This window comes from Amazonocrinis nigriterrae CENA67 (genome assembly GCF_016056305.1).
In the GTDB taxonomy this organism is placed as follows: Bacteria; Cyanobacteriota; Cyanobacteriia; order Cyanobacteriales; family Nostocaceae; genus Amazonocrinis; species Amazonocrinis nigriterrae.
Genome location: NZ_JAECZC010000027.1, coordinates 52,725 through 69,773, shown reverse-complemented (window position 1 = coordinate 69,773; position 17,049 = coordinate 52,725). Strand labels below are relative to the sequence as shown.

Sequence of the window (17,049 nt, the reverse complement as noted above, 5' to 3'; positions counted from 1 at the left end):
AAGCATCTCTTGATACTGAAGTGCCACTTTTTCCCCATACTGATAAACTTGTTTAGCAAAACCTTTGATAGCCTAAAACGATGAAAGCATCTGCTAAGTTCGACTTTGAGGATGAAAAATTTAATGCACCGCCTTCTCAAGTCATCCCCTGGTGTCAGATGATTAATCCTCGGTATGGCACAGATGGCATCCAGCCCCACGGGTTGGCGATTAAGCTGGATAATGCCCAAGCTGTTGGTTTTCAACCAGATGATAACTGGCAGCAGGTAGAGCATGAATTTAGCTCTGGCGTGGAAACTGTTTTTATGACCACTACTCCCCAGTTAGTCATAGTACGTCGAGGCCCTTTGTCTGTCAAAGACAGAGAAACTGGTCTGAAACTGGGTACACTCAAAGATAATTATGATGCTTTTTTAGCAGACAAACTTAAATTTAAAACCTTTACTCGCTATCTAATTTTTTTAGTAGGAGCAAATAAAAAGTTTTTACATGAATCCCCACTGCAATTAACTCTCAATGGTGCAGCAGGAGCAAGTTTCAGCAAAAGTTACTGTGAGTACCAACAAGGGAAAGTTGTGAGTGGGTTTGTTGCGGAACTAGAAAAAGCTTATGCCATATATCGCAAACAACCCTTAACACCAAAAGGCCCACTATTCCACGCGCACGGGATTTTTTGCCCGATAATTGAGTGTGAAGAAAGAGGGATTGAACCGAATATTGCTTTGGTAGCTTCAACTGTGGATTTCAAACATCCCACAGTGGGAACGTTGACACAATATCTGATTGCCTCGGATTCCCCAGAATCTGCAATTATCTGCAAGGCTTTTGAAGAATACAAAGAATTTGGTAAGGAACCCGTAAAAGTAGAATCATCCAAAATGGCAATGGCTGGCGTTTCCAGTTCCTACATTTACGCTGATGAAGATGATTTTGGTTATCCACCATACTAGGGACTGGGGACTGGGTAATGGGTAATGGGTAATGGGTAATGGGTAATGGGTGAGATGTGATGACTAATAGTAGAATCCAATTCTCTTTTTCCCAATTCCCAATTCCCAATTCCCAATTCCCAATTCCCAATTCCCAATTCCCAATTCCCAATTTTTTATTCTTTCAGCAGCAAATAATATAGTGAACCATTGCCGCCTGTGATACCGGCGCGATCGCCTGCTAATTTACCAGATCCCATGAAATAGTCTACTCGTCCTGGCCCTTTGATGGCGCTACCTGTATCTTGATCGAGTACATAGCGGCTAACAGTACGAGATTCTAATCTACCGGAACCAGCAGGATAGGGAAATGAATTATAAATTAGCGCTAATGCTCCCGGTGGCATGAGAGACTTATCTGTAGCAATGGAACGCTCTGGTGTAACTGGCACATTCAGGCTACCTGTAGCTTGTCCAGCGCCATTTTCACTGAAAAACACAAACCTTTCCCAACGCGGTAGATAATTACTCAACTCCTGCGGGTGTTGGTGAAAATAACTAATTAAACGTGGCATTGTCAATCCATCTAATGGCAGTTTGCCATCTTTCGCCAGTTCTTTGCCGATACTAGTCCAGGGGTAATCTGTTCCACCTGCGTAGCTAACAGAGGTTCTTTTGCCATTAGTTAACTGAATTTGGGCAGAACCTTGGATGTGTATCATGTATGCATCCAGGCGATCGCGGAACCAAAGCATTTCTAAACCATGCAATCGGCTTTTATTGCCTAGCAAACCATCTTTACCTTCCAATTCAATTCGTTTAGGGTGGGGTTTCGCCCATTGATCGAAATCTGACGGTAAACGATAAAGGGGATATTTGTATACTGAAGTTTTTACTCTACTTGCAGTATAAACAGGCTCGTAGTATGCAGTGAATTTTACTGTACCCTTGCCATCATTGCCCACAGATTTGTAAAAAACAAACTCTCGCCGCACAGCAGCTTGCAGTTGTGCCGGAGATTTGGCACTGACTACCAGTTGACGGAAACGTACTAAGCTGCGACGTACGCGGTCAAGTGTAATTCCTGGAACTGGATAGTTTTGATACACTTCAGCCGCCTTATTTCCTGCGAGGTAACGCAGACTATTGTCAATGGATGCCAATAACGCCTGGCGATCGCCAACTTTACCGCTTTGACCCCAAATTTGCTCATCCCATCCTAAGCAACTGTACTGCGAGGCGCAATCAGTGCCGAGGTTAACAGGTACAAGCGGCGGTTGTATTTCAGGAGTGCTTGGCTTGACAGACGGCGGGATTTCAGAATTGGTCGGCACTGGTATTGTTACAGGAACCTGAGCCACAGCTGACCAGATTGTGTTTACAAGGGCAATTCCGAGACTTAAAGAAGCCAAAGCAAGGGTTTTTCTCATCATTTAGTTGAATCTTTCAACACTAGAGCTAAAAACGGGTTCTACCCGGATTGACACAATCCGAGATGGGCGTACAACCATATACTCCCCTTGTATATTCTTGATCGGTACGCTAATAAAGTCATTGGAAGCAGACTTGGGTACGAGTTCGCCGCTATACCACTTTTGAAATTCCTGAATATTAGGAAAACGTACTTCTTCGCGGTGTCCACTTTCCAGAAGGAGGTATACAGCGTATTCATTCGGTGTTCTAGGCATAAAATTGAATCATTTGAAACAGGTTCAACCCATGTTAACCACGTCACCTCAGAATGAAAAGGGTAAGCATACGGGAGCAAGAAAAGCATTTGGGGAAAGTTGTAAATTATTAACTCATAGCGATCGCTCCTAACTGTTGATTCGCATATGATGACGGTTGCTTACTCAAAGACGGTTCCCAGTAAATCCCAAACTGGATCAATCTGTATATTCTTGATCAATTGATTCTGCCAATACTTTTGCTTATTTGACGTTCTCCCAACGGATAAATCCTGGGGGATTCTTGGTTCAACGACACTCAGTAAAACTAGAGAGGTTCAGTCTTGCCAAATCGATCCCTCACCGAACAATCCTACCTATTGGTGGTGTTGTCTAGGTATGGCAACTAGCCTCAGTGGGATGTATCTTCCCAAGCGTTAATTCCGTATGTCTTTAGGTACTAATTTACACAATTAAATTAATTTACTGGTTTCGCTACTCTGTCGAGTTCATGGTTTTGAAAAGGTTGTTCGCGCCTTTGCTGCTAGCATCACTTTACGTCGTAGAGTTAATGGCAGTAGCGACGGATTCTTGCCTGTGCTAGACCAAATGTGTTTATTTTATCATACTAAAGATAACTATAAAAATGTCCAATAAAAGTCTAAAACTTCTGACCTTATCCGTAGTTTTTCCAATCATCAGTTTAGGGATATTAACTGCCTGTATTCAAAGTCAAAGGGAAACTACAACGACTAGCGAGTTATCACCATCTAAACCAAATGTCATGCTTGATATCAAATCTCAAGCGGGAACATGCCCTAAGACAGTTGGGCTTTGGATTATTTCACTTATCTCTGAAGGTGGTGGGGAATACACTGTTGTTGCCGACACTCGACCGATTGCAAATTCTGCAAGATTGGTAGCATCTGGTGAGAGATTTGTGGAATATGAAGCAATACTACGTGAATCTTACGCATCTTGTATCGGTAGTGCTAGCTTGCAAGAATTTCGTTTTTACAATTTCCAGTTGCGAAATGGAAAGGTTTATTTTCGTGTCGATCTCCCAGCTATTGTCAATGAGTCAGTCAATGGGACACCGTATATTGGAATTACGTACAAGGAGCTAGTTGCTTCTCGTCCATACGTGCGTTGGAAGTCTACAGAATAAGTCAATTGAGAAGTTTTAGCATAAGAAAAGACCTAGTAAAATAAGGACTTAGGCACAAATCATACAATGTTAGGAAATTTACTAGACGGGCGTTACCAAGTCCTTCAAGTCTTAGGTGGAGGAGGATTTGGTCAAACCTATATAGCCCGCGACACCCACCGACCAGGTTCACCCAAGTGTGTTGTTAAGCACCTGAAGCCTGTCACCCACAACCCTGAATTTCTGGAAACTGCCAGACGGCTATTTACCAGTGAGGCAGAAATACTAGAACAACTGGGGCATCATGACCAAATTCCTCGGCTTTTAGCCTACTTTGAAGAACAACAAGAATTTTTCTTGGTACAAGAGTTTATTGATGGGCGTTCTCTTGCAGCAGAACTTTTACCAGGTCAAAGGTGGACAGAAGACCAAGTTATGCAACTTCTGCACCAGGTCTTGGAAGTTCTCAAGTTTATTCACAGTCAGAATGTCATCCATCGAGATATCAAGCCGGAAAATATCATTAGACGGCAAGTAGATAGCAAGCTGGTGTTAATTGACTTTGGCGCGGTTAAGCAAATCCAATCTCAACTGTTGACAGCTTTAGGACACATGGCTACTACAATTGCGATCGGTACGCCAGGATATATGTCTACAGAACAGGGTCGAGGCAAACCCCGTCCCAACAGTGATATTTATTCTCTAGGTATTATTTGTATCCAAGCACTCACGGGGATGCATCCTCGGCAACTTGAGGAAGATTTAGAAACAGGAGAAATTGTTTGGCAACATCTGACAAATGTCAGTCCTGGGATGGCAACTGTGCTATCTAAAATGGTGCTACATCACTTTAGAGAACGCTATCAGTCTGCAACAGATGTTCTAGAAGCGCTTCGGCAAATCAATACTGCTATTAACCCTGTAATTCAAGCACCACATCTAACGCAGCCTTCACAAAACACAATCCTTTCTCAGGAACAGTACAACCGCCTAGAAAATATACTCTTGGAAATTGTTGGCCCCGTAGCCCGGACATTATTAAGAAAAGTTACGGCATCAGCGCCCAATAGCCAAACAATAATAGATAATTTGGCGCATCATCTACCAGGACATCAACAAATTGAGTTGAAGAAGCGCACAACATTCCTTATAGAAGAAACTCAAGTCAACCCAGCCAGCCAGCCAGTGAATTTACCGGCTACATCATCATCCCAAATCATCAATGACAGTTTTATCCGTCAATGCGAGAGAGATTTGGCTGAATTAATTGGCCCCATTGCTGCTTTTCTTGTGCAAAAAGCTATAAAAACTTCTCCTCAGATTTCTCGCACTGAACTTGTGCAAACTTTAGCAGTACACATTACCGATCCCCAAAAAGCTCAGCAATTTCAGCAACGCTTACTTGCTTAATTTACAAGTTGATTCAGTATTTTAACTAGTGATAGCGCTCTTGTCATTCGTCATTCCTCATTTGTCTCAGTTTCATCATTACCAAAAGTTACACAAGGACTATCAATTTTGAGTGTTGGCTCAAATGAATTGCAGAAAATGACCGTAGAACAATTAACCCCAATTTCATCAGGGTGAATGCACTCTATCATTCCTTCTACTAAGGCATGGAAAGCACAATCATTGCAGATAATTTTAGATGGCAATGGTTGCCATGAAGTTAAGTATGACATCAGTTTACGAATAACAAATGACAAATGACAAATTAGTGATTTTGTTGATTCAGCAGGTTCATAGCTATTTCTAAACTAGCTTTCATCCGATTAAAAGCTGCTGCTAAACCACCAATTTCATCGTGAGACTGTTCTGCAAAATCAGCGCTCATATCACCAGTGCTGACTTGTTGAGCGATTTTTTCAATTTTCCGAATCCGCTGAATTACAGTTTTCTTGATTAAATAATTAATTAACAGAACTACGATCGCAAAAATCGCCACTAAAAGTCCCATAATCAATTTCCAAGTGCGGTTGGCATTGGCAAAAACATCTTCAGAGGGGACAGAAATTATTTGAGCAGCAATAATATCGTTGAGTTTCCAACCAAAACCATTTTCTGTGCCATAAGTTGCCAATAGACTTTTAGGAGCTTGGTCAGGTGTAGAATGGCATTGCAAGCAGCTTTGTTGTGTAACAGCTAATGGTCGGGCAATATAAAATACCTGACCGTCGGGAAAGTCACGGAAGCCAGAAATTTCTGGAGTCTTGGGGTTTTGGCGGAACTGCTCAACCAGTTTAGCTTCAAAATTATCTGCTTTATCCCGCAAATTGGTGGGATTAAGAGTTGCTTCTTTATAAAGAAAATTTTCGTATTCAGGGTTTTTACGTAGATACTCAAATACTTCTGTAGCTGAAAACGCGGGTACTGTTTCTGGAATAAAGGCTGGCTCCGTAGCTAACCTAGGTGCTAGCAGACCATTTATCCGATTTTGTGTATAACTTCTAACAGAGTTCATCGTTTTGATCAAAATCAGCGCTTGAGAAGTCACTTCATTTTGCGCTCTCTGCTCCAGTACTCTGGATAAGGCTAGACCAGTTACAAAAATGCTGACTAGAAAAACCAGCATCAAAATTAAGTTAAATTTAGTACCAATTTTTAAGTTTTTTAACATATTATTGAATTCATCAAACTATACAAAGGAAACTAAGATTTGAATTAATCTAAATGTCGCTGATAACTACTATAAAAATACCACTCAAAAAATCAATAAATGTTAATTTTTGTCAGCAAATAACTATCTAGTTAAACTTTGAGATTCAAATAATTTTCTGAACCATAATTAATGATGTCTGGGAAATTTTCACGTCGTTTGTTTATTTTACAGCTGCTATGTTGTACGGTTACTGGATGCAAATCAACACCAAAGTCTGAGGGCGTGTTAACCATTGGTGTGATCAATTATGATGGAGGTGGAGAAATAATTGACAAATTTGCTAAATTTAGTAACATTCTGGCGCAAAAAACAAAAGCACGCACTCGGCTAGAGCCTGCTTTCAATGAAAATAAAGCTATTGAACGCCTATCATCTCAAGCTTGGTCATTGGTATTTGCACCGCCAGGATTAGCCGCTGTGGCGATCGCTCGTTATCAGTATATACCTGTATTACCTTTAGTGGGTGTGAGTAATTTGCGCTCAGTATTAGTCGTTCGCAAAGACAGTCCAATTCAAGACTTAAAACAGCTACAAGGTAAAACAGTAGCTTTAGGTCAACCAGGTTCAGCAACAGGATATTATTTACCGCTTTACAATCTTTATGGGTTGACACTGGCTGAGATATTATCTGCACCTACACCCAAAAACATTTTAGAATTAGTGGCTGAAGGCAAAGCTGACGCTGGGGCTATCTCGAAAGCAGAATTGGATCTCTACAGTCCCCAGTTACGCCAAACAGAGTTTCGCATCCTCTACACAGATCCTCACTATGTTCCCCCTGGTGTAGTTTTGATTGGATCTACTGTAGAACGCAACCGTCAAGAATATATCCGCAAAGTTTTGAGTGAAGTTCCTGCGGTTTTGGCTCAAGAAGTAGGCTATGTTCCTAATGGAAAAGTACCAGATTATAAATATATGATTGATGTCGTTGAGCGGGTAAAATTAATTTCTTCCCAGTTACAAAATAAGCCTGTTCGTTTATTTTGAGTATGGAAAAATATGAAAGGAGCAAAGTGTTTGATATCAAGTTCGGCTAATGACTTACGATATAGTTGGTTTACCTGGTAATAGGTAATGGGTAATGGGTAATATCAAGTCCGGTTAATTAGTTATGATTCCCACAGTCATTGCACCCCACCCCTAACCCCTCCCCGTGAACGGGGAGGGGAAACAAAGCGTAGCTTTGGTGGGGTGGGGTTCTTACGGTTTAATAAGTAATTAAGCGGACATAATATAATGGGTAATGGGTAATAGTAGAATCCAATTACCAATTACCAAATACTAGAGTTTCAAAAAAACAATTTGAATCTTGCTAGCTGATTTTCAATGGCTGGTTTGAGGATTTTGTTTAGTTCTTTGCTATCTTTGAATTGCAGAATTTGTTGTGTAGGTAAATCAAAAGGAAATTGTCCTTCGATGTCTGGGCGTTGCATCTGCGCTAACAAAATTTGTTCTGAACGCTTACTTTGAATCGCATAGCCAATTTCTACACAGACATTTGGGCTCGGAATTAATTGAGTAGTTTCTTTACCTGTAATACTAGCAATAGGTGTAGTGTCTGCAATAAACAACAAACTCTTACGAATTTTTCGCATCATCGTACGATTTAGCCGTAGAGGAGCATCACTAGGACGATAAGATTCTACTAATGTTAAGGGTAGGCGCGATCGCAAATTCAAAGCTGCCAAAGTTTTTTCTAGTCCCTCTTTTAAGGCATCCCTGGCTGGGGCATACTCAATTTGATAGCATAAAAAAATGATAGGTTCTAACTGAGCCAACAACGCTTGCTTAGTGAAATAAATTTCATGACTGATTAAGTCAATGTTGGCTACACAATAGCCACCACTACCTTCAATATAAAATTCTATATTTTCCCCTTCCAGATAGCGCCCAAACCAAGTTGATTGCTTAACTTCGTCGCTGTCTTCTAAAAAATCCGCTCTTAATCCCGATCTCAGTAGACTTTTTTTACTGAGGCGGATGTCTGGTGGGCGTTTTTCCAGTTCTGCGATCGGTTCATAATCCTGAAGATACCATGCTCTGAGCGCAATAATTGACATAAGGCGCTATTTCAAATTTCTGTTGCTATTCGACTTTTTACAAGCTTATACTATTTTGGATTTTAGATTTGAGATTTTGGATTAGGAGTCAGTATCGGATCGTCCTTTGTCATTCGTCTTGACAAAGGATAAAGGAAAAAGAACTAATGACAACCATTACAATACAACAACACCCAAACTTCTACTAGCTCTCAACATTTCCTCTCCTTGTTTATACTAGCCAGGGATGTACTTACCTTTCATCACTATAAACAAGTAATGAAAATCAGTTACAGCGCCCCCTGATTTTCCATAACCTGAGGAAATATCGGCGTTCGCGTTGGGTGTTGTTGTGTTTTGGCGAGACAGACATAAATCAAACAGCGTCTTTTACCTCTTTCTTTATTACAAATTCAGCTGTTGCATCTGCCAGGGAAGCTTTATTAGCTTCAATTATTAGATTAGCACCAATAGATTAACGTGGATATTTTTGCAATTAAACTTTACTTTGAATTCTATTAGTAAGGTAGTCATTACAATGCCCACCCTACATTTAGCCCAATGGCAAAAATTGCGTCAAATATATGATGTTTTATTAAGCAAAAACTCAAAAATTATTAACTTTTGAAAAGTGTCTTTACTATTCCCCATTGCCCCTTATCCCCACAGGGGGCCCCGAGTTCCCCATTCCCCATTCCCCATTCCCAATTCCCTATCTTTGCAATTTAATAGGAATCTCAATCCAGAATTCTGTACCTTTGCCTGGTTCTGAAATACATTCCATCATTCCACCGTGGTTTTCTACAACAATCTGGTAGCTGATTGCCAATCCTAGTCCAGTACCTTTACCTACCATCTTGGTAGTGAAAAACGGATCGAAAACTCGTTTTCTGACTTCTTCAGTCATTCCCGAACCATTATCAGCAATGCGAATTAGCAAGCGTGATTTGTCTGTTGAGACTCTAGTAGAAATCCAAATCTGAGGTGGAGTCAGAGAATTTGTTGCTGTTACTGTTCTTTGCTTTTCTAGGGCATCAATGGCATTGCTAATAACATTCATAAATACTTGATTCATCTGTCCAGCGTAGCATTCTACCCGTGGTAGGTTGCCATAGTCTTTAATGACTTCAATGGCAGCCAAATCAGCATTTGCTTTGAGGTGATGGTGCAAAATTAATAAGGTGTTTTCTATGCCTTCATGGAGGTCAACGGGTTTGTTGTCAGCTTCATCTAGGCGAGAAAAATTGCGTAATGACAAGACTATAGAACGGATGCGATCGGCCCCGACTTGCATAGAGGACATGATTTTTGGTAAATCTTCTTCCAAAAAGTCTAAATCGATCGCTTCGATTGCTGAGCGAATTTCGTTTTTCGGGTATGGATAGTGCAGCTGGTAAAGATTCACCAGTTCTAGAAGTTGTTCTGTATAATTGCTCGCGTGGTACAGATTGCCGTAGATAAAGTTAACGGGATTGTTGATTTCATGTGCAATACCCGCTACTAACTGTCCTAAGCCAGACATTTTTTCTGACTGAATTAATTTTGCTTGTGTTTCTTGGAGTTGATGTAAGGTATGCTCTAATTGTGCAGCTTTGGCTTTTGCTTGTGTTTCGGCAACACAGCTTTGTTCGTAGAGTTGTGCTTGTTGAATAGCGATCGCAGCTTGATCTGCTAGTTGTTGCAATAAATTAATTTCTGCATCTTGCCAATTTCTAGGTGCGTCACACTGATGGGCAATGAGTAAGCCCCAAAGTTGCGTATTGATGTTGATGGGAACGATTAAATTAGCTTGCACTTGCAGACTTTGCAAAAACTCTCGATGACAAGCACTCAAAGAATCCATTGACACATCATCAATGGCTCTTACCCTTCCTCGAAAGTATAGACGAGCATATTCATCGGGAAAACAATCTTTTGGCGCTTTGATTCCCAACATCGACATCCAGTCACCGTTAATCTCTTCAACAATCACTTCCCCATCAGATTCACCGGTTACCTGGAAAATCAACATCCGGTCTGAATTTAGCAGGGGACGGACTTCCCGGACGATGGTTTGCAAAGTGGTTTTCAAGTCCAATGTACTGCGGATATGCTGGGTAACTTGGTTAAGTACCTTGGTAAGTAGTAATGATTTTTCTAATTCAGCGGTTTGTTCTTGTACCCGACATTCTAAGTTGGCATTCAGCGTTTGTACTTGTTGGTACATTTGCTGCTGCTGAATTGCGATCGCAAAGTGATAGCAAAAAGCTTTTCCTAGTGAAATTTCTTCGCTTTTCCACTCAAGTGCTTGTCCTTTTCTTTGTTCTCGCCATACCTCAAAGGAAAGCCTGGGTAGCTGTTGGCGCTGACTTTGGTCACAGTGTCCCGCCCACAAGATTTCGCTGTCAAATGCAGCACGGAAAATACTGATTACACCGATAAAGTTTTGATGATAATGTAAGGGAATGATCAACAATCCACGAATCTGAGTAGATTGGAACGCACCAGCCAAAACTCGCAAACGCGGTTCTTTGTAGAGGTCAGTAATTGCCCAAACATTACCAGGTTTAAATTCAGCTATCCACTTTTGCCAGACGGGATGCTGTTCGATGACGCTGTTTTCTAACTCATAGGGCAGTTTTGGTTGTTCGCCCCATGTGTAAACTTCTGCACTGTAATCAACGTAAAGTCTACCACCAATACCACCAAAGGTAGCAATGACTTCTTCTAACCCTTCCTGCAATTGAATTGTGGGTAGTTGATGTAACAGTGTATTCACTCGATTAATTGTAGCTTCTCGCTCTTGCTTAGCACGAGCTTCAGTGAGTAAATTACTTTGAGCGATCGCGATCGCCACTTGATCCACAACTTGTTGCACTACTTTCAGTTCCCGCTTTAAAATCGTGCGCGGTTGACTGTGGTGTGATACCAATAATCCCCACAATTGAGGCTTTGCTGATTGTCCAGTATAGTCATCATATAAAATCGGCACTACCAGCGAAGACTGTACGCCCATTGCTGTTAAGTATTGAAGATGACAAGGGTCTACCTGCCGATAGTGAATACTTCCTGTTGCCAGAGGTTTGCTGGTTTCTGTTTCTAGTGGCGATAGTCCAATCTTGCCACTGGCTACATCCACTATTGAACGTTGTCGCGCCGACAGAAACATCTCTCTGACATCAATAGGAATATCATCTGCTGGGAAATGCAATCCTAACAGTGATGGTAGAGACTGTTTATGAATAGATTCGGCAATGACTTCACCGCTGCCATCAGCATCAAACCGATACATCATCACTCGGTCTGTAGCTAAAAATAAGCGAATCTCAGCAACGGTAGCTGTTAATATCTCTTGTAGTTCGAGCGATCGCCTAATTTGGCTTGTTATCTGATGCAATAAACCTTCGTGGTTGAAGGTTTGCGGCGAACCACTTGGGTTATTTGGATATGCCATTACCGGGTATACCTAAAATAAAGATATAAAACTCTACACAAAACCCTTGCTAGATGCCGAACCCTACTTGTAACTATAGATTTTTAATAGTCAATAATTTTAATAATATTATTAATAAACAATTAATTTTATATCCTCAAATATAAAAATGTATACGGTAAAATTATGCAAATTATACAACTCAAAATATTTTTATATATTTCTGATGCTTTTTTACAAATTTTTGAAATTTAATAGCAATTAAATAAGCAATTTTACTTATTTAATTTGTAATAAGTTTATGCATGGGGGGGGAATATCAACATCCCCCTCACACTGTGAAATTATTAGTTTTAGTAACTATTCAGACATAAATTCAGCAGAAATTACTGTAGATAAACATAATTGGCGAATTTCTTCACGTACACTCATGAGAATTTTGCCGAGATGGTTTTGACCAGTTTTATTTGCACCACAGCCCCAGAAATAATCAGTTGGCGAGTTCTCCACCAATATCTCATCACCTGTGGTCAGAAGAATTTCTCTAATATCTGCATGAGTGAGAAACTTTTTGAGTACTGCTTGTCGCATAACTTGGGTTTTGACTATTTCCCAGTCTGGGCGACATTGGCGTGTGCTACATCGTCCCAAAGCAGCAGCTTCTTCTGGGGTTTCAGCGGCACGTATTATAGGTATAATTACTGAATCTATACTATCTACAAACTTTTGTGCTTGATAATAATGCTCCACCGTTGACCAGTAAGTACCTTGGATGTGGATTCCGTGGGGAGAAAAGTTAGAAAAACAACCATAAGGCTGCCAAACCTTGTAAAAGTAAATGGTCATATGAAAATTTCTCTTTTATATATCAACTTCTATAATGCCTGTAGATGCTAACAGGAAGTTGTCAACTTTAGATTGAAACTCAAGACTTGCCTCTAGAGAGAAGATATTGCTAGGAAAAAATTTTATTGTGTCAGAGAAACTTGTCTGCGAGGTTGACAATGGAGATAGAAAGTGGTATAAGACATCAGCAGATGCCACTGGTTGTAGCTGGAATTTTCCTTGGTCTAGGTTTGGGAGGCTTTGTTGATGGCATCCTGCTCCATCAGATTCTGCAATGGCATCATATGTTGAGTAACATTAGACCTCTCTCCACCACCTCTAATATTGATTTGAACATGGTATGGGACGGCTTGTTTCATGCCCTAGATTGGATATTAACTGTAATAGGAGTAGCATTGCTGTGGCGGGCTGGAGGTCGTAAAGATGTTCCTTGGTCATCACACACCTTTGTTGGGTCTTTGCTGATGGGTGCGGGGTTATTCAATGTGGTTGAAGGAGTCATTGACCACCAAATTCTGGGTATCCATCATGTGAAACCAGGGCCGAATCAGTTAGCTTGGGATATAGGTTTTTTGGTGTTTGGTGCGTTGCTTGTTTTAGTCGGCTGGTTACTACTACAAAATCGCTTGAAGAGTGATAATTTCAGTTACGTTGATAGCAGTTCCCAATAATAGCAAAATTAATAATCGCTCCACTTACAATCTTGCTGCCGATGGGTATGGGGCTTGGTATGCTTTTATAGAACAGCAAGAAACTATTTATAAAGTAAATCTTAAGTAGCCACGCCAGTAGGGTGCGTTATGGCTTCAGCCTAACGCACCGATGCATAACACGGTGCGTTAAACTCTTGAATCATATGTTTAATGACAAATTATATCAAAAATATCCGCCTAATACATCCTACCTTAACTGATAATAGCCATTGAGCAATCTCGCTACACAAAAAAGCCCAGTAGCAATAAAAAACAAATCAAATTATGTAAATTCAGCCAGGCAATTATCACCTGGTCACTTATAATTTATACTTTGAGAATTTCAGCAAAATCAAAGGTAAAAATTAATGCAGCACCAAGTAAAGATTTTAGAACCAACAGATTTATGGTATTTAGAAAACAATATTAATAAAGAAACTAACAGATATTATCACCCTACCAAAGATATTCCTTTTGTTCAACAAGTTGAAATCAAGCTAGAAAACTCTGGAGTTGTCATTCAAAAAGGTTCGATGTACAGTTGTGTTGGTAAATTAACCTATGGTGTTTATAAAACTGATAACCGCTTAAAAGATATCTGGATATCTTTGAGGACAGACATAGATTACAACGCTCCTGTTTATAGAGGTACTGGTACGGTTAAACTCGAACCTAGACAAAAAGGAGACTTTTTGCATTACACCAATATTGAAATATTAGAACACGAACAATGGGAGTTTGATGATGGTGTATTTCAGTTTTGTTCTGACAATGTAGTTATAGGTACTAAACGATTAAAGTTCCGCCAAATTGCTGGTTCTGATGATGGGAGATGGAGAATTGCTCTGTCAGCTTTACCTGGGCAAAAAGCTCAAGTGGTGACGGCTACATTTGCACCAACTAAAATTATTGAACTAAACAAAGGTGAAGTTTTGATTGCTGATTATGATATGGTTAAAGGATTTACCAAGGGTATTGAAGAAGATTATCGCAAATTAGGTCATTTTGGTAAAGGAGGAGGAGAAGGTTATGTTTGGTTTTATAACGGTGAGGGTAAATTATTAGTATCTGAAACTAGTGGTATGGCTCTGGGATAATATAGGATAAATCAACTGGCTACTGTACAGTACAAAAAGGTCGTCGAAGCAATTTTTTACTGATGCTAATTCCATTGGAATCAAAAACTATGAAGTGCTTTATTAGTTCCAAGAAACGCCGTTTGTCAAAAATGCCTTGAATTAAAACTTCTAGCTCAGTTGCACCCAAGACAGTAAAATCTTCACCATCAATTGTGTGCCAAGGTAAAAACTCTTGCCAATCCGAAGTTAATGTACCAACTCGGCAACGATTTTGGCAAGTAATAACTAGGAATGTATTATAAACAAACAGCTTTGGTATCTGTTGTAAGTAAGTTTTAATTCGTTGATAACCTGCTTTGAATGTGGCATATTCATCACTCGGTTGAATTGAGATAATAACTGCTAATGGTAAACCGTTGATAAAGACAACTACATCAGGACAGTGAGCATAATTCCCTTCAACTACAGTTAAGGGATGAATAACTAACCAATCATTGTTCAGTAGATTAGATGGATCAATGAGCCATACTTTGTCATGGACTATTTCTTTGTTGAAGAGGTATTCAACTTCAACACCATCGGTCAAAAGTTTGTGAAAGCGGCGGTTATTTTCTAGTAAGTCAGAACTCTCTGTGCAAGTCACCTGATGAATAGCTTTAGCGATCGCTTCATGGGGTTTTGTCGGGTTAATCTTGTGTAAAGCACTATGAAGTCTATCCCGTAAAACCACTTCACTATAACTACTGCGTCCTATGCGATACTTCCCCCAAGCAATATCTGGTTCTAACAAAACTGTGTAGCCAATGACCTCAAACCAAGTCAGCAAAGATGGTGCGATCGCACATTGTCTGAGGTCAAAGCGGCGGCGAAGTTTTCTTGCAATATACCTCGCCTTCACAGTTGTTTGTCTTAGCTGTGCTGGATTCATGAAAGTAGAAGACCTATTTTTTAGTCAATGCAGAAGTTTGCGCCTAGCTTGCTGACATTGGTTGGTATATTCACACATGGCGTATACGGCTTGATACTAACTATCAAAGCTAAAATAGCTCTACAAGATTGTATCGTTAGATACATATTACCAACATTATTGGTAATATGTATCTGGTTTTTAAGCCTCTCTCCTTATAGGGGAGCCAGTTGCACAGGAAGGGTTTCCCGACTTGAGCAAACTGGCGTGAGAGGTTTGGAGAGGGGTCAAAACAGTACTCATCAAACTCATGTTAAAGCTTAACTTTTGCTGACTGTTCTAAAAATTGGCTTATGTTGTTGTTTTTCGCCATTTAACTCACTGAGTGAATGGTTAATTTGTTCTGAGGTAGGTTTCATTTTGGTGACAAGAGATAAAAGTTTTTATATGTTAGCTGGATTAAAAAAAGCTGCATATTTCAAGCATGAAATAAAAGGGAATGAAAAAGAGGATTTCCCATTCCCTAATTAACTTCAATGACCAACCAATGGAAAGAAGGAGAAAACAAAAAACTTACAAGAGCGGTTTTACCGCGTTAACATTGACAGATTAATGTTCATAACTTGTTCTAGTTACCAGCAAGTATTTCTACGTTGCCTTTTTGCAGTGCTTCTAGTGCTTCGCCTTCAGCATCTTCTTGCTTTTTAGCAGCTTCTTCAGCAGCTATGCTGACACCCACTAATTTTTCTTTGTCCGCGTCGCTTTCGAGGATACCGTATTCAATCAACAAATCTTCTAGCTCGTCCATTTCGATGGGTGTAGGAATGGCAAGATTTGTATTGTTGATAATCTTGCCTGCTAATTTACGGTATTCATTTGCTTGGTTGCTATCAGGTGCATACTCATTGACAGTCATCCGCCGCAATTCAGCGTGTTGCACGATGTTGTCACGGGGGACGAAGTGAATCATCTGGGTGCTTAAACGAGATGCTAGGGTGGTAATCAGTTCGTCTTCTCGGTCAGTTTTGCGGCTATTACAAATTAGACCACCCAAGCGCACACCACCAGTGTGAGCATACTTGAGAACACCGCGAGAAATGTTATTAGCAGCAAACATCGCCATCATTTCACCGGAGGTAACAATGTAGATTTCTTGTGCTTTCCCCTCGCGAATTGGCATGGCGAAGCCACCGCATACAACGTCACCTAACACGTCGTAGGATACGAAATCTACCCCACTGTAAGCGCCGTTTTCTTCGAGGAAGTTGATAGCGGTGATGATCCCACGACCAGCGCAACCTACACCAGGTTCTGGCCCACCAGATTCTACGCATCTAATACCTCGAAAGCCTTCAATCACCACTTCTTCAAGTTCTAAGTCTTCTACAGCGCCTCGTTCCGCAGCCAAGTGCAGCACAGTAGTTTGGGCTTTACAGTGGAGAATCAAACGGGTGGAGTCTGCTTTGGGGTCACATCCGACAATCAAGATGCGTTGACCTACTTCTGCCATAGCGGCTAAGGTATTTTGAGAGGTGGTAGATTTACCAATACCGCCTTTACCGTAGAAAGCTATTTGTCTAATTTTTTCGTCGGACATGATGATATTTCCTGCAATAGTTTGTTTGGTGGGTCTTTTGGAGCGTTTTTGTGTTCACACTGATTAGTTACAGAT

The 17,049-nt window shown here is 40.5% G+C and carries 15 protein-coding genes and 1 pseudogene; 7 read left to right on the top strand and 9 right to left on the bottom strand.

The annotated features are described in order from the left end of the window. Positions 1–80: 80 nt before the first annotated feature. Positions 81–950, top strand: a complete 870-nt coding sequence (locus I8748_RS15485) for a DUF5895 domain-containing protein (protein WP_198125472.1) — start codon at positions 81–83, stop codon at positions 948–950. Positions 951–1,105: 155 nt separating this feature from the next. Here the strand turns inward: I8748_RS15485 and mltA are convergent, their stop codons facing one another. Both mltA and I8748_RS15475 read right to left on the bottom strand, forming a co-directional pair. After that, positions 1,106–2,359 (bottom strand): murein transglycosylase A, encoded by a 1,254-nt coding sequence (gene mltA, locus I8748_RS15480; protein WP_198125501.1) that lies wholly within the window; start codon positions 2,357–2,359, stop codon positions 1,106–1,108. 3 nt (positions 2,360–2,362) lie between these two features. After that, positions 2,363–2,617, bottom strand: coding sequence for a hypothetical protein (locus I8748_RS15475; RefSeq protein ID WP_198125471.1), 255 nt, complete (start codon positions 2,615–2,617; stop codon positions 2,363–2,365). A gap of 625 nt (positions 2,618–3,242) precedes the next feature. On the opposite strand from I8748_RS15475, the gene I8748_RS15470 reads away from it, so the two are divergent. Both I8748_RS15470 and I8748_RS15465 read left to right on the top strand, forming a co-directional pair. Then, complete coding sequence (locus I8748_RS15470; RefSeq protein WP_198125470.1) at positions 3,243–3,764, top strand: hypothetical protein; 522 nt, start codon at positions 3,243–3,245, stop codon at positions 3,762–3,764. 66 nt (positions 3,765–3,830) lie between these two features. Continuing rightward, positions 3,831–5,153, top strand: coding sequence for a serine/threonine-protein kinase (locus I8748_RS15465; RefSeq protein WP_198125469.1), 1,323 nt, complete (start codon positions 3,831–3,833; stop codon positions 5,151–5,153). Positions 5,154–5,203: 50 nt separating this feature from the next. On the opposite strand, the gene I8748_RS15460 is transcribed toward I8748_RS15465, so the two are convergent. Together I8748_RS15460 and I8748_RS15455 are read right to left on the bottom strand one after the other, a co-directional pair. Beyond that, positions 5,204–5,425, bottom strand: a complete 222-nt coding sequence (locus tag I8748_RS15460) for a hypothetical protein (RefSeq protein WP_198125468.1) — start codon at positions 5,423–5,425, stop codon at positions 5,204–5,206. A gap of 32 nt (positions 5,426–5,457) precedes the next feature. Next, positions 5,458–6,360, bottom strand: a complete 903-nt coding sequence (locus I8748_RS15455) for a Tll0287-like domain-containing protein (protein WP_198125467.1) — start codon at positions 6,358–6,360, stop codon at positions 5,458–5,460. A 174-nt stretch (positions 6,361–6,534) separates the two neighbouring features. Between I8748_RS15455 and I8748_RS15450 the strand changes: the two genes are divergently transcribed. Then, positions 6,535–7,389, top strand: a complete 855-nt coding sequence (locus I8748_RS15450) for a phosphate/phosphite/phosphonate ABC transporter substrate-binding protein (protein ID WP_198125500.1) — start codon at positions 6,535–6,537, stop codon at positions 7,387–7,389. A 302-nt stretch (positions 7,390–7,691) separates the two neighbouring features. On the opposite strand, the gene I8748_RS15445 is transcribed toward I8748_RS15450, so the two are convergent. From I8748_RS15445 to I8748_RS15435, 3 genes are all read right to left on the bottom strand, one after another. After that, positions 7,692–8,462, bottom strand: a complete 771-nt coding sequence (locus I8748_RS15445) for a hypothetical protein (RefSeq protein ID WP_198125466.1) — start codon at positions 8,460–8,462, stop codon at positions 7,692–7,694. Positions 8,463–9,153: 691 nt separating this feature from the next. Beyond that, positions 9,154–11,874: a GAF domain-containing sensor histidine kinase gene (locus I8748_RS15440; RefSeq protein WP_198125465.1), complete on the bottom strand. Its 2,721-nt coding sequence runs from the start codon at positions 11,872–11,874 to the stop codon at positions 9,154–9,156. 339 nt (positions 11,875–12,213) lie between these two features. After that, positions 12,214–12,699 carry an NADAR family protein gene (locus I8748_RS15435; protein ID WP_198125464.1) on the bottom strand — a complete coding sequence of 162 codons (486 nt, stop codon included), beginning with the start codon at positions 12,697–12,699 and terminating at the stop codon, positions 12,214–12,216. A 158-nt stretch (positions 12,700–12,857) separates the two neighbouring features. Here I8748_RS15435 and I8748_RS15430 point away from each other — a divergent pair, with 158 nt between their 5' ends. The 3 genes and pseudogenes from I8748_RS15430 (at position 12,858) to I8748_RS15425 (ending at position 14,488) form a co-directional block, all read left to right on the top strand. Further along, positions 12,858–13,370 carry a DUF2243 domain-containing protein gene (locus I8748_RS15430; protein ID WP_198125463.1) on the top strand — a complete coding sequence of 171 codons (513 nt, stop codon included), beginning with the start codon at positions 12,858–12,860 and terminating at the stop codon, positions 13,368–13,370. Next, positions 13,333–13,449 (top strand): annotated as a pseudogene (locus I8748_RS36060) (DUF4350 domain-containing protein); the annotation flags it as partial. The gene I8748_RS15430 and the pseudogene I8748_RS36060, both read left to right, overlap by 38 nt. Before the next feature lie 310 nt (positions 13,450–13,759). Next, positions 13,760–14,488, top strand: coding sequence for an AIM24 family protein (locus tag I8748_RS15425; RefSeq protein WP_198125462.1), 729 nt, complete (start codon positions 13,760–13,762; stop codon positions 14,486–14,488). 19 nt (positions 14,489–14,507) lie between these two features. Here I8748_RS15425 and I8748_RS15420 read toward each other — a convergent pair whose 3' ends face one another. Further along, positions 14,508–15,398 carry a type I restriction endonuclease gene (locus I8748_RS15420; protein WP_198125461.1) on the bottom strand — a complete coding sequence of 297 codons (891 nt, stop codon included), beginning with the start codon at positions 15,396–15,398 and terminating at the stop codon, positions 14,508–14,510. 607 nt (positions 15,399–16,005) lie between these two features. After that, positions 16,006–16,974, bottom strand: a complete 969-nt coding sequence (gene nifH, locus I8748_RS15415) for a nitrogenase iron protein (protein WP_198125460.1) — start codon at positions 16,972–16,974, stop codon at positions 16,006–16,008. Positions 16,975–17,049 lie beyond the last annotated feature (75 nt).

Bases quoted from the DNA above. Each gene is read 5' to 3' on its own strand.
- nifH (WP_198125460.1), bottom strand. From the start codon at position 16,974: ATGTCCGACGAAAAAATTAGACAAATAGCTTTCTACGGTAAAGGCGGT.
- I8748_RS15465 (WP_198125469.1), top strand. From the start codon at position 3,831: ATGTTAGGAAATTTACTAGACGGGCGTTACCAAGTCCTTCAAGTCTTA.
- I8748_RS15430 (WP_198125463.1), top strand. From the start codon at position 12,858: ATGGAGATAGAAAGTGGTATAAGACATCAGCAGATGCCACTGGTTGTA.
- I8748_RS15450 (WP_198125500.1), top strand. From the start codon at position 6,535: ATGTCTGGGAAATTTTCACGTCGTTTGTTTATTTTACAGCTGCTATGT.
- I8748_RS15440 (WP_198125465.1), bottom strand. From the start codon at position 11,874: ATGGCATATCCAAATAACCCAAGTGGTTCGCCGCAAACCTTCAACCAC.
- I8748_RS15455 (WP_198125467.1), bottom strand. From the start codon at position 6,360: ATGTTAAAAAACTTAAAAATTGGTACTAAATTTAACTTAATTTTGATG.
- I8748_RS15435 (WP_198125464.1), bottom strand. From the start codon at position 12,699: ATGACCATTTACTTTTACAAGGTTTGGCAGCCTTATGGTTGTTTTTCT.
- I8748_RS15475 (WP_198125471.1), bottom strand. From the start codon at position 2,617: ATGCCTAGAACACCGAATGAATACGCTGTATACCTCCTTCTGGAAAGT.
- I8748_RS15470 (WP_198125470.1), top strand. From the start codon at position 3,243: ATGTCCAATAAAAGTCTAAAACTTCTGACCTTATCCGTAGTTTTTCCA.
- I8748_RS15425 (WP_198125462.1), top strand. From the start codon at position 13,760: ATGCAGCACCAAGTAAAGATTTTAGAACCAACAGATTTATGGTATTTA.
- I8748_RS15445 (WP_198125466.1), bottom strand. From the start codon at position 8,462: ATGTCAATTATTGCGCTCAGAGCATGGTATCTTCAGGATTATGAACCG.
- I8748_RS15460 (WP_198125468.1), bottom strand. From the start codon at position 5,425: ATGTCATACTTAACTTCATGGCAACCATTGCCATCTAAAATTATCTGC.
- I8748_RS15485 (WP_198125472.1), top strand. From the start codon at position 81: ATGAAAGCATCTGCTAAGTTCGACTTTGAGGATGAAAAATTTAATGCA.
- mltA (WP_198125501.1), bottom strand. From the start codon at position 2,359: ATGAGAAAAACCCTTGCTTTGGCTTCTTTAAGTCTCGGAATTGCCCTT.
- I8748_RS15420 (WP_198125461.1), bottom strand. From the start codon at position 15,398: ATGAATCCAGCACAGCTAAGACAAACAACTGTGAAGGCGAGGTATATT.